The 16626-nt window shown below is 40.4% G+C and carries 11 protein-coding genes; 10 read left to right on the plus strand and 1 reads right to left on the minus strand.

Going from position 1 to position 16626, the window contains the following annotated elements:
• A partial coding sequence (locus GSQ74_RS18130) for a zinc-dependent metalloprotease (RefSeq protein ID WP_216846775.1) occupies positions 1-814 on the plus strand: 814 nt, incomplete at its 5' end.
• 453 nt (positions 815-1267) lie between these two features.
• Here the strand turns inward: GSQ74_RS18130 and GSQ74_RS18135 are convergent.
• Positions 1268-1663: an RteC domain-containing protein gene (locus GSQ74_RS18135; RefSeq protein WP_256366320.1), complete on the minus strand. Its 396-nt coding sequence runs from the start codon at positions 1661-1663 to the stop codon at positions 1268-1270.
• Between the two features lie 550 nt (positions 1664-2213).
• Here GSQ74_RS18135 and GSQ74_RS18140 point away from each other — a divergent pair.
• The 9 genes from GSQ74_RS18140 (at position 2214) to GSQ74_RS18180 (ending at position 16553) form a co-directional block, all read left to right on the plus strand.
• On the plus strand, positions 2214-2801 hold the full coding sequence (locus GSQ74_RS18140) for an RNA polymerase sigma factor (RefSeq protein ID WP_216846776.1): 588 nt from the start codon (positions 2214-2216) through the stop codon (positions 2799-2801).
• Between the two features lie 100 nt (positions 2802-2901).
• Positions 2902-4059, plus strand: coding sequence for a FecR family protein (locus GSQ74_RS18145; RefSeq protein ID WP_158995635.1), 1158 nt, complete (start codon positions 2902-2904; stop codon positions 4057-4059).
• 231 nt (positions 4060-4290) lie between these two features.
• The gene (locus GSQ74_RS18150; protein WP_158995636.1) at positions 4291-7899 is read left to right on the plus strand and encodes a SusC/RagA family TonB-linked outer membrane protein; all 3609 of its coding nucleotides are present in this window, start codon (positions 4291-4293) and stop codon (positions 7897-7899) included.
• 13 nt (positions 7900-7912) lie between these two features.
• Positions 7913-9361 (plus strand): RagB/SusD family nutrient uptake outer membrane protein, encoded by a 1449-nt coding sequence (locus tag GSQ74_RS18155; RefSeq protein WP_158995637.1) that lies wholly within the window; start codon positions 7913-7915, stop codon positions 9359-9361.
• Positions 9362-9514: 153 nt separating this feature from the next.
• On the plus strand, positions 9515-10675 hold the full coding sequence (locus GSQ74_RS18160; RefSeq protein ID WP_158995638.1) for a TlpA disulfide reductase family protein: 1161 nt from the start codon (positions 9515-9517) through the stop codon (positions 10673-10675).
• Positions 10676-11143: 468 nt separating this feature from the next.
• Positions 11144-13990, plus strand: coding sequence for a pitrilysin family protein (locus GSQ74_RS18165; protein ID WP_254060917.1), 2847 nt, complete (start codon positions 11144-11146; stop codon positions 13988-13990).
• Between the two features lie 627 nt (positions 13991-14617).
• On the plus strand, positions 14618-15172 hold the full coding sequence (locus GSQ74_RS18170) for a hypothetical protein (protein WP_158995639.1): 555 nt from the start codon (positions 14618-14620) through the stop codon (positions 15170-15172).
• Positions 15099-16145 carry a hypothetical protein gene (locus GSQ74_RS18175; RefSeq protein ID WP_158995640.1) on the plus strand — a complete coding sequence of 349 codons (1047 nt, stop codon included), beginning with the start codon at positions 15099-15101 and terminating at the stop codon, positions 16143-16145. The genes GSQ74_RS18170 and GSQ74_RS18175 overlap by 74 nt, the downstream gene beginning before the upstream one ends.
• Before the next feature lie 147 nt (positions 16146-16292).
• On the plus strand, positions 16293-16553 hold the full coding sequence (locus GSQ74_RS18180; RefSeq protein WP_158995641.1) for a hypothetical protein: 261 nt from the start codon (positions 16293-16295) through the stop codon (positions 16551-16553).
• Positions 16554-16626 lie beyond the last annotated feature (73 nt).

The raw sequence follows: 16626 nt of genomic DNA on the forward strand, positions 1-16626 counted from the left end.
CGATAATGCCATGATTGCAAGCGAATACGGTATAAAAAATTTGAAACGTATTTTACCGCAATTAATTGAATGGACAAAAACGCCGAACGAAGGGTATGATAATTTAAAAGACATGTATACTGCTTTGAATGCGCAATTTGACCGTTACCTGGTTCATGTTATTAAAAACATCGCCGGTGTTTATACCACAGCAAAAACATCTGAGCAACCGGGGGATATTTACGAACGTGTGCCTGCAAGCAGACAAAGAGAGGCTATGAAGTTTTTGGATCGTAATGTGTTTACTACGCCTATATGGATGTATAATGCAGAGGTGCTTAACCGCACAGGGCAGAGTTTTATGACTATCACAGCTGAACGCCAGGATGGAGTGATACAATATTTAATTGGAAAATACCGTATGACCAGGATGATTGAGGCAGAGGCAAGTGGTGATAAAGATGTTTATACCATTACTGAGTTTTTTAAGGACTTGAACCATGGTATTGATAAGGAACTGTATACCCACCAGCCAATAGATGTTTACAGGCGAAATCTGCAAAAGAGCTATGTTGACAATTTGATCAGCATAATTAAGCCTGCTGCTGCAATGCCTTATTTTGGCGCTGCGGATAGTCCAAATGGGCCACCCTCGCAATCAGATAATGCACCATTAAAATCTCAATCCAGTGATATGTCATCGGTAATCAAATCACAATTACATTACCAGCAAAAGTTGATCAAAGCAGATCTTCCATTTATTAAAGATGAAATGACCAGAAGTCACCTATTGGATTTGAATGACAGAATTACAGAGGCGCTTAGTGTTAAATAAATTCGTCATTACAGTAAATACTTATCGTTCTATGGATATCGTATTTTTTATTGGAATATCTCTGTTTTCCTCAATTATAATAGCCGTCATTGTAAAAATGATCAGCAATCGAATGAAAGGGAAAGATGAACTTGATGGTCTGTTGACTTTCAAATACAAGAGAAAAGATCAGAGATAAATGCAATTACCCTGGGTTATATATTTATCCTGGTGTTTGTATTTGCCATGATCATACAAATATCAAAAGACCGCCGTAATGGCGGCTAAAAATATTCTTTGTTCTTTATAAATCAGTTTAATAGTTAGTGTTAATAAATGAGAGCGCATCCCGGAAAGAGCCGGGAGCGCTTTTTTTATTAAATGGCCGTTTGTAGTACATTCCCGATAAAATGGATTACTATTATATAGTACGGCTCCATCAATATGCTTTCTGATAAGTGGACTTTACTGATATTATTCGCCTTGATACGAGGTGCCAAACGAACCATAAATATACAACTCTATTGCGCCTGGAATCTGCTGGTCAAGCGTCCTGTAATCTCCAATTAGTTGCAGCAACGTTTGTGCTCCGTTAAAAAGACCATGCGCGGAATTGCCGGTAATGGTGATAACAATTTTTGCCAGTAATAGATTGTTCGGTGCCTTATAAAGTAGCCTGATCCTGTTAATGAGAAAATCTTGAAGCATTTCGCCTGCACGGAATTTTGCAAACTGGTATCCCTGATTTGTTGCTGTTTCATTATCGATAAACAGTGCAGGTAAGCCGGGATGATAAGAATTGAAATTCTTCCGCAAAAAAGAATCATCATCCAATGCGGTTTCGCCTTTAGAAAATACTGATAGGTAAATTGACTTTTGTTGAAATTATGCTTAACAATCGCTAATTCCTACAAATAATAATCCCGAAGTATATGTTCCGTCTCCACTGGCAGGGCAGAAATTATACTATATTCTTCAGCTGTGTAAATCATCCACGAATAGAATTTCGGGAAGATGTTTTTGAAAAAAATAATCTCCTCGACCTCAGATTTAAATTGCTGTTCTGAAACCAGTTTTTTTTCAATTGGTTAATTCGGGTAGTAATTGCATAAAGCGACTCTAAAAACTTTTCAAATACACAGTACATACACACGGCTGAAATTTGCTAATATTTTTCGTGAGATGAAAAAAGTCAATCGTTGTAAAACTGCGCTCATTATTATTAATCACAAAACAAAAAGTCCGTTACTCCAATCAGAAATTATAGGCAGCAAAATATCTTCTATTGCCCATTGACTAATACATCGCTTCTCATTTATTACAAAAGACAATATTGGAATTTTAAAGACTGTATTTTTACGCCGTTTTTTAAATCAATATTAATTTTTTGTAAATTCGTTTGGGATTATAGTGAATGTCAGTGTATAACAGTCTTTCCGATCATGAATTGGCCATCCTGCTTAGGGAGGGAGACAATGCTGCATTTACAGAAATTTACGATAGGTACTGGGAAAAAATGGCGAGTTATGCAATTCGCCTAACCAAATCTGAGGACGAGGGGGCCGATATTGTTCAGGAGATCTTTGTTTCCATATGGAATAGAAGGGAGGTCGTAGAGGTTAAAGGTACCTTAGTGTCCTACCTAATCAAAAGTACCCGTAATCTATCCCTAAAGTATATAGAGAAGAATATTACGAAGTCTCATTTCCTGGAGCGGCTTTCCGAAAGCATGAAGGATGTATTATCTGATTTTAATGATCAAGTGTCTCTTAAACAATTGCAAGGGCATATTGATGAAACAGTTGATAAATTGCCATCTAAAATGAGAGAGATTTATCTTCTAAGTAGAAATGAACAATTGTCTCATAGAGAAATAGCACAAAAATTAGGTATTGCCGAAAATACCGTAAAAAAGCAAATCAGTAACGCTTTAAAAATCCTATCGAGCTCAATTAATGGTGAATTTTCGGCCGCTGTGGCTGTTTTATTTGTGCATTTTCTAAAATAGATTAAGTTATTCATATTTATTTTAAATAAATCTACTACCTAACCCCACTTTTCGGAATAGATATTATGTAAGGGCAGATAAAAGCCATGCAATTATCCCAATGAACGAAGAGCAAGCAAAACAATTGTTAGAACGTTACCGTAAGGGCTTATGCTCTGATGAGGAGCAGATAGCTGTAGAAGCTTGGATAGAGCAGGAACTTTCTGAACACTCCTGGAATATTACACATGAGGATAAACTCCATTTTGGTCAATCTTTAAAAGATCGGATTGATCTGCGTCGGCACTCTTCAGATGAGACGGGTTTACAGGAACAAATCAGGGTTAGTCGATTTAAAATATGGTTACCCCGCATTGCCGCAGCCGCCTCAATTTTATTGTTCCTTTCTGTTGGGGGCTATTTTATATGGCATAAACAACCTCAACAACAAACAGCCCAAAATCAAATTAACGATATCGCGCCTGGTAGCAACAAGGCCGTTCTGACATTAGCTAATGGCAAACAAATTATATTAACAGGTGCTAAAAACGGCAAGCTTGCCAATGAAAGCAATACAGCCATTAATAAAACTGCCAATGGTCAGGTAACCTATGTAGGACTATCAAATAATAGTGCAGCTATAGCTTATAATACGATGACAACACCGCGTGGCGGTCAATATACGCTTACTTTATCGGATGGTACTAAAGTTATATTGAATGCGGCATCTTCTTTAAGATACCCTGCCTCCTTTACCGGTAACGATCGTAAAGTAGAATTAACAGGCGAAGCCTACTTTGAGGTTGCGCATAATGCAGCTAAACCATTTAAGGTAACTTCTAATGGCCAGACTGTAGAAGTATTAGGCACACATTTTAATATCAATTCATATACAGATGAACAGATTATAAAAACCACGCTGTTAGAAGGAAGTGTAAAAGTAACTCAAAATGCCAGTGGAATTTCAAAGATGCTTAAACCAGGTCAGCAATCATTATTGTCTGGTGGTAGATTAGCGGTTGCGGATGCGAATATAGAAGAAGCCGTAGCCTGGAAAAATGGATATTTCCGGTTTAACGATGAAAATATTGAAAGTATTATGCGCAAACTTTCAAGGTGGTATAATATTGACGTACAATATGAGGGTAGGACTTCTGATGAAGGATTCTACGGCAAGATTTCCCGCTTTAAAAATATCAGCGGGGTACTGAAAATGCTGGAACAAACAAAAAGCGTTCACTTTAAAGTTGAAGGAAGGAGGGTCACCGTATTGCAGTAAAAGTACTTACCTGGTGATCCAATAAAAAAGTCATCCCGATTAGAGCCGGGATGACTAATGCCTGGATTAACCCCTAATAATTGAATTAAACTATTAATGAACCGCGGCGTGCCTGACGCATCTCGACAATGAAAAGGCGCAACGCATTAAACCCAGTTACAACAAATGTACAATTTTTACCCTAAAATTTTTGTACAGCCGCCTGGCTGTATTACTAAACTCCTGTTGATAATGAAGTTAACTACGCTGATTTTGATCGCAGCAATCTTACAGGTAAGTGCAAGCTCATTTGCACAGAAAATCACATTGTCTGAAAAAAATGCGCCATTGGTTGAGGTCTTTAATCAGATCAGTACGCAAACAGGATATGATTTCCTGTTCACGGCGACAACGCTAAAGGGGGCAAGCCGGGTAAGTATTAATGTAAAAGATGCGGAGTTAAGTGATGTGCTGAAAAAGATTTTTGAAGGACAGCCTCTGGATTTTACTATTGAAAATAAATCGGTGGTGGTGTCCATAAAAGAAAAGTCTTTCCTTGATAAAGTTAAAGATGCTTTTACCACCGTTGATGTACACGGGCGTGTGGTAGACGAAAAAGGGCAACCCATGGCGGGCGCTACTGTAAGTATCTTCGTCAGCGATGAAATCAACGATAAAAAAACGGGCGATTTTTCAATAAAAGTTAAAGGAAGAAATGCGGCAGCAGTTACCGACGTAAACGGAGAGTTCTATTTAAAAAATGTGGATGAAAAATCCAGTATAATGATCACTTATACCGGTTACACAGTATATACTGTTAGGGCAGCTAAAGATTTGGGTACGATCAAAATGACGGTGAACACCGGAAATCTCCAGGAAGTAAATGTTACTGTAAATAACGGCTATCAAACAATTTCCGCAGAAAGAAGTGCCGGTTCATTTGCCAAACCGGATATGAGCATCGTAGAGGATAGGTCGACGAGTATGAATATTATTCAGCGGTTAGATGGCCTTATTCCGGGATTAGTGATCAATAACGCACCCGGATCTACCTCAAACCCCGTTTTAGTTAGAGGATTAACAAGTTTGAGCCTTAACAGTAATCCGCTTTACGTGGTAGATGGGATTGCAATGACTGATGTTTCCTCTATTAATCCGCAGGATGTAGCCGACATTACGGTTCTTCGGGACGCTACTGCCGCATCTATATGGGGCGCGCGGGCTGCCAATGGAGTCATTGTCATTACAACTAAAAAAGGAAAACCAGGGGATAAAGTGAAGATCAGCTACGACGCGTTTATCAATTTTCAGGGTAAACCCAACTTCAGTTATATCCCAACAATGAATAGTGAGCAATTTATACAGACGGCTAAGCAAATTATTAATGCCAACTATATGTCCGTTAATCCATGGTCAACTATTTCAAGTTATAGCAATCTTGCCTCGGTAGGCGTGGCACCTCATGAACTAATTTTATATAACGAGGCGAGGGGGCTGATTACCGCATCCCAGGCCAATAAGAGTTTAGATAGTCTAGCAAGTATTAATAATTTGCAGCAGATTAAAAATCTCTGGTATCGCAATGCCTATTTAATGAACCACACCCTGTCCTTGTCAGGAGGTGGAAAGGCTTACGCATTTTATGCATCTATGGCTTATACGGACAATCAAAGCGATAGTCCCGGCCAAACAAACGACGATTATAAAATTAATATAAGACAAGACTTTACGCTAAATAAACGTATTCAGCTTAATTTGATTACAGACCTGGATGATAATGTTACCAGTGCTAAAAACACTATTAATGTAAACAACCAATTCTTGCCTTACCAGTTATTTCAGGATGCCAGCGGCAATAACCTCTCGATGCCCTATATGCAATACTTAAGTGATGCAACAAGAATCGATTATCAAAACCGCAGCCAAATTAACCTGGATTATGACCCGCTCGATGATATGAACGATGGTTATACTAAGGGAAACACACTGGTAAGCCGGAATATTTTGGGTCTCAACGTTAAATTATTAGATGGTTTGAAGTTTGAAGGAACTTATGGCTATATAGTAAATAACAGCAAAACACAGAATTATGAAGATGCTTCAAGCTATTTGGTAAGGAGCCAGATCGTGGAGTATGCAGTTGCGCCTACAGTAGGTTCAGTACCTATTTATAATTTGCCCACAACCGGGGGTAATTATTCTGTTGCCAATTCAAACCAGGATAATTGGACTGTCAGGAATATGTTGTCATATAATAAGTCATGGAACAACAATTTACACCAATTGACTGTTTTGGCAGGCCAGGAAGCACAGGACCAGCATGCCATCAGCAATACGACTATAGCATATGGATACAATCAAGAACTTGAAACATCTGCTGCAATTAACTATGCCTCACTTGGTTCGCCGGGTGTTACAAACCCAGTGATGGCCAACTACGGTGCAGGCAGTGTGTTGTTTACGGTCCCCTTTGTGCAGACCGAAACGGAGACCAGATTTTCTTCTTACTTTTCAAATCTGGCTTATACCTATAATCAAAAATACACCGTTAACGCCAGTTTACGTACAGACAGAAGCAACTTGTTTGGTTTAGATGAGTCCGCACAAAATAAACCAGTATGGAGTGTCGGTGGTAAATGGATGCTTAGTGATGAAGCCTTCATGAAAGATATCACCTGGATAGACAGACTTGCGCTCAGAACAACATATGGTATCACAGGAAATTCGCCGACTCCTGGTTCAGCGGCTTCCTACAATATTCTCTCCCCCGTAAGCAACGTAAACCTGCCTAATGGTTTAGGTTTAAATATTACTACACCGGCTAATAATAAATTAACATGGGAGCGTACCGCCACTTTAAATATAGGTTTGGATTTTGCGATGCTTAAGGATCGTTTAAGCGGATCTGTAGATGTATACGACAAACAAACCAGTGGTTTGCTGGGCAACGTACCCACCAATGTTTTTACAGGTTACAGCACCGTAGTCGGAAACCTGGGCAATCTGGAGAATAAAGGAATTGAACTCAGCCTGAATTCGGTTAATATAGCTAACAGTAATTTTAGGTGGAACACCGGTTTCAATATAGCCTATAATAAAAACACCCTAACCCATTACAATTTCTCTTCCACCATTACCACAGGCGATCAGTTGGTAGCATCTCAATATGTACAGGGTTATTCGGCATTTGCAGTATTTGCATACAGGTTTGCCGGACTGGACAATGTAGGCGATCCACTAATCCGGCTGGCCAACGGTACCCTCACTAAAAAGCCAAACGCCGCTGCAATAGCTGATATTAAGTACATGGGAACTTATCAGCCTGTTTGGACAGGAGGAGTATCTAATGCCTTTAGTTACAAAAATTTTGGCTTAAGTGCGAATACCATCCTTAGTCTTGGGAACGTAATGAGAAGAGATGTAAACGAGTTTTACACTGGCAGGATGGCAACTAATAACGTAAGTTATGGAGGCTTTACTCAAGGCAATCTTTCCCCGTCTTTTGCCGATCGGTGGCAGAAACCAGGCGATCAGTTAATAACCAATATACCGGCATATATCGCCGATCCTTCTATTAGTGCTTCTCAGCGTAACGTTGCATATTATACCGATGGAGATATTAATGTGGTTAGCGCCTCCTATATTAAACTACGCGATATCACGCTGTCTTACAGTTTACCCCAGGCCATTGTTGAAAAGCTAAAAGTGGATAAAATAACCTTCCGTGCCCAGCTATCAAATTTAATGTTATGGAAAGCAAATAAAGATGGTATTGATCCTGAGTATCAGTATTACTATGGCGCAAGAACCATGATCGCTGATCAAGGGACTATAACTTTAGGCGTAAATGTTAAATTCTAAATCTAACTACAACATGAAACAAAGAAATAAACATATAAGAGTAATAGGTATTTCCATGCTCTTGATTACGGTTCTGTTCTCGTGCAAAAAAAATTTTCTGGAAGTTACCCCAAAAGGAAATTTGATTGCCCAAACAGTATCAGATTATAACCTGATGCTTAACAGCCTTAGCCTGGAAAATATAGACAGCCAGGATGGAGCGATTGCTATGGGAGATGAAGTAGCGGCAGCAAATGATTATTTTTCGAGTTCACTTTTGGCAGTTCAAAGACGGTTCGCCTGGGACGCTGTGGTGTATGATCCGGGCCAGGTTGCTGTGGAAATGACTGTTCCGATGCAGAATCTTTATACTTATAATGCAATTATAAATGGGATAAGCGCGGCTACAGATGGAACTGCTCAGCAAAAAGCATCTATCCAGGCTGAAGCTATGGCCGGGCGGGCATGGACTAATTTTATGCTGATCAATTATTATGGAAAGCCCTATGCAGAAGCTACTGCCGCAACTGATCCAGGTTTTCCGATTATAACAGTTGCTGATGTAACACAAACTAAATTTGTACGGGCTTCAGTAAAAGATATGTACGATTTTATTGTGTCAGATCTTACATCTGCTATTGCAGCTCTTCCAGCACAAACCACTTTCCGGTCACGCATGTCCAAACCTGCGGCCGAGGGCCTATTGGCTAAAGTCTATATGTTTATGGGAAAATTTTCGCAGGCTTTACCTTTGCTAAACCAGTCGTTCACTGACATGGGTAACAGTACCATCCCCATTGCTTTATATAATTATAACGTAACCTTTGCAACTGGTGGCTCTTTCCTGCCATTGGGATTTTTTGGCCCTACTTATCCTTCAGTTGTCAGTAATACAGAGAATTTATATAGCAAACAAGCAATTGATAATTGGACATTTACTAATAACGAACTTGTGATTAGTCCCGCTACAGTTGCCTTATTTGGTTCGTCAGACCTGCGGTTGAACTTCTATGCAAACAGTGCGTTTTTTGGAGCCAATTATCCTGGGGTGTTATTAAGGAGAGTTGGTCCAATAGAAGATCAGTACGGTGTAGTTCTTCCTGATCTGTACCTGTTAAGGGCGGAGTGTAAAGCCAGGTTAGGTGATTTGGCTGGTGCTAAGACAGATGTAGAAACCTTGCGGTCAAATAGAATGCCTGCTGCTGATGCCTCGGTACCCGCAGCTACTGCGGGTAAGCAATTGTCATTGCTAAATTTCATCTTTGACGAACGGACCAGAGAATTTGCGGTACAAGGATACCGCTGGTTTGATATGAGACGGCTTTCTGTTGATCCGCTATTTACTGGAACGACCTATACGCATACGCTATATTCAACTTCAGGCAGCATCACAAGTACTTTTGCATTGGATCCTCTGAGGTTTACCATGCGCTTTCCACAAACGGTAATTGATGAAAATCCGGGCATGGAAAACAATCCTTAAAAAATCGGATAGGAAACTTGTATAAACTTAGCATTAGCCAAAAGCTTGTACAGGTTTCCTTTCTAAAAATGTTTGAAGTTTTCTTACAGCTTTTAAAAGCTAAACTATTGCCTTTTCTCATAAATGTTATTTATAGAAATTAAAAATAATTCAATGTCAATTAAAAAAATATTCTGCTTTACTCTAAGCTTTAGCCTTATAGCATTTGCTGCACATGCCCAAAATGTTTTTTCCGTAAAGGGGAGGTTTACCAGTCTGAAGGAGGAAAAAAAAGTTTTTCTTAGTTACTGGTTAAGTGGTAAATCCATTTTAGACTCCACAATCACTAAAAATGGTGTCTTTAGTTTTAAAGGTCGTATTGGTAATGAAGTAATCAAGGCATCAATCAGTCTTAAACCTATACAAGATGACCCATCGATATCTCTTCTTGAAAAAATACAGGCAACAGATGAACAGGGTTTCTTTTTGGAAAAGGGTCTTACTCAGGTAAGAGGAACCAATTTTGCAAAGAACGCGGTGATTAAAGGTGGGGCTGCCCAAAAAGAATACCAGTTATTTCAGACCTCAATAAAAGCGGATATGGATCAGTTGGCATTGGCGGAGGCAGAAATTCTCCCGATCGTTATAAAAGCGCAAGGCAAAGGGTTAGATACCAATCAGCGTATCAAAGCGATTCAAAAGATCACAGTACCTTTGGCAAAAAGGATTGATGAGGAAGAGATTGATTTTATCGCCGCTCACACAGACTCCTACGTAAGCCTTGACCTGGTTCAGAAAAGGTCAGGTATTATTCACCCCGAAACATTTGAACCCCTGTTTAACAGTTTGAGTATTCGTTTAAGAAATACAGAAGTAGGTAAAAGTTTGGCTAAAAGGCTCGACGTTACAAAGAAAACCGGCATTGGTGTTACTGCAACGGATTTTAGTCAGTCTGATGTGAACGGTAAGATGGTTTCTTTAAGCTCGTTTAAAGGGGAATATGTACTGCTGGATTTCTGGGCCAGTTGGTGTGGCCCATGCCGTGCAGAAAACCCGAATGTGTTAAAAGCTTACAATAGGTTTAAGGGTAAGAATTTTGATATCCTTGCAGTTTCTTTGGATAATAAGAAGGAAAGTTGGTTAAAAGCGATAAAAGACGATGGATTGCCATGGACACAAGTAAGTGATTTGCAAGGCTGGAAAAACCAGGTAGCTGGATTTTATGCTATTTCTGCTATTCCGCAAAATTTTCTCATTGACCCCAATGGAGTGATCATTGCCACTAATCTGTATGGTGAGGCATTGATGAAAAAACTGGAAGAACTGATCAAATAATTACAATATAAGCAAGATATTATATCTCGCCTTAAGAATTAACCTTTTGACTTTACTGCACCCAAAGAAAGTAAGAAAGTTTTTCTGGAGTACAGGGTAAATGGAAAACTAATGCCGATTCGACAATCGCAAACAATCGGCAACAATGAAGTAATCTGTAGGCAGGAAACTTCAGACCAAGTCGTGGTCATTTTATGTACTGCTGAACGCCAACGGTAACCTGTGGGTATCGTCCAGCGGGGCAGATTATGACACAACGGGTTATTTAAAGTTCCTCGATGATGGGCTAAAAACATTTGGAAAATGAACATTCTGGTAGTAATGGATTTTGTGGTGATTGGTGGATTTATTATAGCCATTGTCATACACATATTTAAAGATAGAGATATGTATGATTGAAAGAATTAGCTGTTCACAATAGCGTTTATTAATCCATTAATTTAATAAAATCAGTAAAACAACAAAATAATGTTATTTAAAAAACACAGAGCTAAATTTTCGACAGCGGCATTGATGCTGGGATTGTTAATCCCATCCATTTCAGATGGGCAAACAACAAAGGAAACAACTGCACAGGTTGGGGGCGGCAACAAGGTGCTACCCCTTGACCCGAATGTACGGACTGGTAAACTATCCAATGGCTTCACTTATTACATTAGGCATAATGAAGAACCAAAGAACCGGGTGATTATGTATTTGGTGAATAAGGTGGGTTCCGTTTTGGAAGATGAGGATCAGCGTGGCCTGGCACATTTTATGGAACATATGAGTTTCAATGGCACGGCCCATTTCCCGCATAATGAACTGATAAACTATTTGCAGAAAGCAGGAGTACGTTTTGGCGCGGATATTAATGCCTATACCAGCTTTGATGAAACCGTTTACGAATTACCGCTGCCTTCGGACCAGCCAGCCATTCTTGCGAAAGGCATCCTGATTATGCATGACTGGGCGCAAAGCGCTACACTTGACCCTATAGAGATTGACAAGGAAAGGGGAGTGGTGTTAGAAGAAAAAAGATTGGGTAAGGGAGCAGGAGAAAGGATGCAAAGGCAATATTGGCCAATGCTCTTAAATAACTCACGTTACGCGGTGCGTATCCCCATCGGTTTGGATACGGTACTGGATAACTTTAAACGGCCCGCTATTGCACGTTTTTACCATGATTGGTACAGACCTGACTTGCAGGCGCTGATCATTGTAGGCGACATCAATGCCGACAGCCTTGAGAAAGTAGTGAAGGTAAAATTTAGCGACCTGGAAAATCCGGTACAAGAGAGGGTAAGAACAAAATATACTGTGCCCTTAGATGGCAGAGACCAGTTCATTGCAGTGACTGATAAGGAAATGACAATGACGACTGCGGAAGTGATTATCAAGCATAAAGGACGGCCTATTAAAACAACAGCAGATTATCGTAACAGTATCACACACGAGTTATTTAATACGATGCTGGGCGAAAGGTATAGTGAATTGACAAAACAGGCAGATCCGCCTTATATACAAGGCGGAGCAAGGATAGGGGATTTTCTTGCCGGTACAGATATTTATGGCGTATCTGTACTCGCCAAGCCGGGCGAATTGGAAAGAGGCTTCAAGGCGGTTTGGAGGGAAACCGACAGAGTAAAGCGTTATGGTTTTACACAAACTGAATTGGATCGGGCTAAACAAAGCTACATGAGCAATATGGAGGCAGCGTATAAAGAAAAGAACAAAACTAATTCCCAGGCATATGTAAACGAGTATCAACAATACTTTCTGCAAAGCCAGGCAGCACCCGGTATTGAAGCAGAATATAACCTGGTAAAAACGGACCTTCCCGAGATTACTTTAACCGAAGTGAATGACCTTACAAAAGAATATATTAAAGAGGCCAACCGGGATATAATCATCATGGCCCCGGATAAAGACAAAGCAGTATTGCCTGATGAAACAACTATAAACAGTTGGATGAAAGCAATACAGCAAGAAAAGCTGGATCCCTATAAAGATGAAGTTTCATCCAAACCTTTATTAGCTATTAAACCGGTTCCGGGTAAAATAATTGCAGAAAAACAAATTATAGACCTGAAAGCTACAGAACTTACGTTAAGCAATGGTGTTAAGGTGGTTGTAAAGCCTACAGATTTTAAAGATGATGAAATTACATTTACTGGTTTTGCACCCGGAGGAACCTCGTTATATAGTGATGCAGATTTTCAGTCAGCAGCCAATGCGTCAGGGATCGTTTCAGCAGGTGGGGTAGGTAATTACAGTTCTACGCAATTAGAAAAATACCTTTCCGGTAAACAGGTCAATGTATCGCCATACATAGTTGAGCGCGCTGAGGGCATCAATGGTTCTACTACACCTAAAGACTTTGAAACAGCGTTACAACTAACCTTCCTGTATTTTACCCAACCCAGAAGAGACGCGGAGATGTTTCAGAATATCATTAACCGTTCCAAAGCAAGCTTAGCTAATCGTGATAATGATCCCAATAGCGTATTTAGCGATACTGTTAATGCCGTATTAGGCAATTACAGTGTCCGCCGCACTGGCCCCACTGTAGATAAGTTTAACCAAATCAACTTAGACAAGGCTTATAGCATATACAAAGAACGTTTTGCCGATGCATCAAACTTCACCTTTACGTTTATCGGAAGCTTTGATATTAACCAGATCAAACCTTTGCTCGAACAATATTTAGGATCGCTGCCTGCTACAAACAAACATGAACAAGCTAAAGACCTGGGTATTCGTACGCCAGCGGGTAAGATCGAAAAAACCGTTTATAAGGGTACCGAACCCAAAGCCACAGTTCGCCTGGTATTCAGTGGTGACTATACGTTTAATCAGCAAAACAATAAAATAATGGATGCTATGGCCGAAGTGCTGGAGATCAGGTTGCTGGAACGTTTGCGGGAAGATGAAAGCGGGGTTTACAGTCCTGGTGCATTTGTGAGTTATAACAAGTATCCGATACCCCGTTATGGCTTTACCATCGTCTTTGGCTGCGCACCCCAGAACGTAGAAAAATTGATCACTTCTGCTTTGGATGAGGTCAATAAACTAAAAAGCAATGGCCCGGAAGTAGTAAATGTGGAAAAATTCAAAGCCGAAAACGGACGTACCAGGGAAACCCAGCTTAAAACGAATAAGTTCTGGTTAAACTATCTGAACGGACAAGTTCAGAATCAGGAAGATTTGGAACTAGTGCTGCAAGAAGATGAACGGATGAAATCAGTAACTCCAATGACTATTAAGGAAGCCGCAAACAAATACCTGAGTGGGGATAATTATATCCGGCTGGTGTTATTACCAGAAACAAAATAAAATTAATAAGATAAGCCTTAATCGTTATCTTAACTGATTTAACTTAACACCGTCTTTTCGGCAAATAACATAATGGAAATGGATGTTAAATTTCCTTTGTTTTCCGTCGTTTGCAGGTGTTTTGTTACTTATTTGTTACCCGTTAAAATAAAAACACCTGTAAATTGTTAATTTACAGGTGTTTCTGATTAATTTAAAGTAGCCTTGAGTGGCAGAATCTCGAACTTTTTTCTCAGAGATCTGAAACGATTAGTGAATTTTTAAGGTTTCAAACCTCATATTTTATACGCTTAAATTCAATAAGTTATTTGCCAATTGTTAGCGCCCTAATTTTTAATCGTGGAAATTCTGCTTTTTCTACTTAACATAATGCAAGGCTTTAATAAATTTAGAAGTGGTGGGTTAAATACGGTACTAAAAAGTAACGGAGACATATCCAACAAAGATGCCTCTTTCCAAATATCACTGTCGTGCAAATCGCCAATGATAATTTGTTTTACGGCATAAATCTATACTAGAAAATCCCCGTTGGTGATACATAAAAACTACCTATCTGTATAGGATATGTGAATTCCTACAAATTTTATTTATTTTTGGAACACAGACCGTTACACAATTAAAAACCTTATGAGTGCCTTGCCATTTTCAATAAATAAACGGTGGCTGCACAGGCTATGCAAAGGCCTTTCTTATTACCTGATTTTTACCTTTCTCTTATCCTGCAACCGGAATGACTCCAAGTCGGTTTTGCTTAAAATCGATGGGTCCAAAAACGGCACTTATACATTTCATGCAATTTCACTCGGCTCTAAACTTTTTTCCAAGATTAGCATATCAGCAAACGGCAACGAAGCCTGGGGTATTGGATCAGCGGGCCGTCTATACCATTACGCAGATCACCAATGGACAGAAAACAGCCTAGGCCTTTCGGCTGATACGAATGTCACAGCGATTTATATGAATGCGGCCCTGACAAATGGATGGATTGGCGGGAATTATGGCAATCTGGCCCGCTATGGGGCTCATACCTGGCAAAGAACCAGTTTCCAATTAGCAGGTACATTTATACCCGGATACGGCCGTATCCATCAATGTAAACAGGTTTCGTGTGAATGGCAGCGCCTCCAGCAAGACAGTGGCAAGTCTGTCGCATTATTTTCTTTCCAGGCGAAAAAGACTTAAAAGACTAAAGGAATTCTACGGTGTCAGCGCCGATTCTTCGGATGAAGCAGCTTATCGTGAGGTACAGCGCCGGATCAGGGACAGATATGTCAATCGTATTTACCAGACGATTATTGAACAGCACGCGGGCAGGCTGGTGTATTTGGTGCATGGTTTCAATGATACGATGGCTGAGCAGGAATATGTGCAGTTGAGAGATACTATCAGGAATAAACATTATCCTTCGGATAGCAAGCCTGTGTATGTGGACATTCATTGGGACGGATTGAACGCGCATACTTTTGACGGTTTGCCGGTCGCTAAAGTTTGGGGTGCAGCGATGCTTAACTCCCGTTTTGTGAGTATCTCGCTCCGGAACCTAATGACGGCTGAGGAACAAAAGACCAAAATCCGCACGATCATCATTACGCATAGCCTTGGAGGTGGAGTGGCGCTCGGCGCGGTGTTCAATACGGTGTATAAATGGGATCTGCTCAACCTGATAACACCTGAAGCGGATAAAAAACGCTTGCAAAGTATGATCTTGACACCGACCCCCGCCGCACCGCTGCGCATCGGTGTAATCGCGCCCGCTATTCCGGGAGAGAGCACCTTCATCGATTTTAACCGCAGAGGGCCCGTAATCATTGACCCAGCACAGAATAATATCGGAAGGGTAGTCATTGGATACAATTATAAGGACTACGCGGTGAGCAAGCAATTGATGGATGTCAATCTTTCCGTAATTTATGGATCGACTTCGCTTGGCTGCAATTTAACTGTTGCGGGCAGGTCCGCTATCGATAATGTCATGGACGATATGGATAAAAGCGGTTACGGAAAAAATACGGGCATCATTGTCCCGTTGAAATTTCAAACACCGCTCCGGATCAATCCGCCGTTGTTGGAGAAGGGTACGCACGAACACGCTTTTTGTTACTATATCGCGAATCCGGTGATGGATAACCTTCTGGATGAATTGTTTAAGGAATAATCTTGAGTATATGAGGAATATAGTGCTTTTTTATACGGCTTTTGATCGGGCCTCCAAAATATTAATAATAATTGCCGATTTACCGTAAAAATATCCCTTGGGCGTATCCAGGAAATAAGTTATATTTAACTGATTATCAGAAGTCCTATGCCTGTATCATTAGATCATATTTCCGGGGAAACGCCAATGGGCGCTAACCTGCTTAACTGTGGCGCAACCTTGAGGGTTTGGGCCCCGAATGCACTGGCCGTTTATGTAACCGGTGACTTTAACAGCGGACAACCGGAAGACGCCAACCTGCTTAATCAGATCGGCGGTGGCCATTGGGCCGGTTTTGTTCCGGGCGTAAGTGACCGCCAGCATTATATGTTTTATGTCAAAGGCCAGGGTGGAGATTATGATGAATGAGACCACACCATTTCGGCGCAAGCTGACCCACCGTTTCGGGGCAAACTGACCAGGGCATTTCGGGGCAAACTGA

The sequence above is a fragment of the Mucilaginibacter sp. L196 genome, from assembly GCF_009765905.1.
Lineage (GTDB): Bacteria > Bacteroidota > Bacteroidia > Sphingobacteriales > Sphingobacteriaceae > Mucilaginibacter.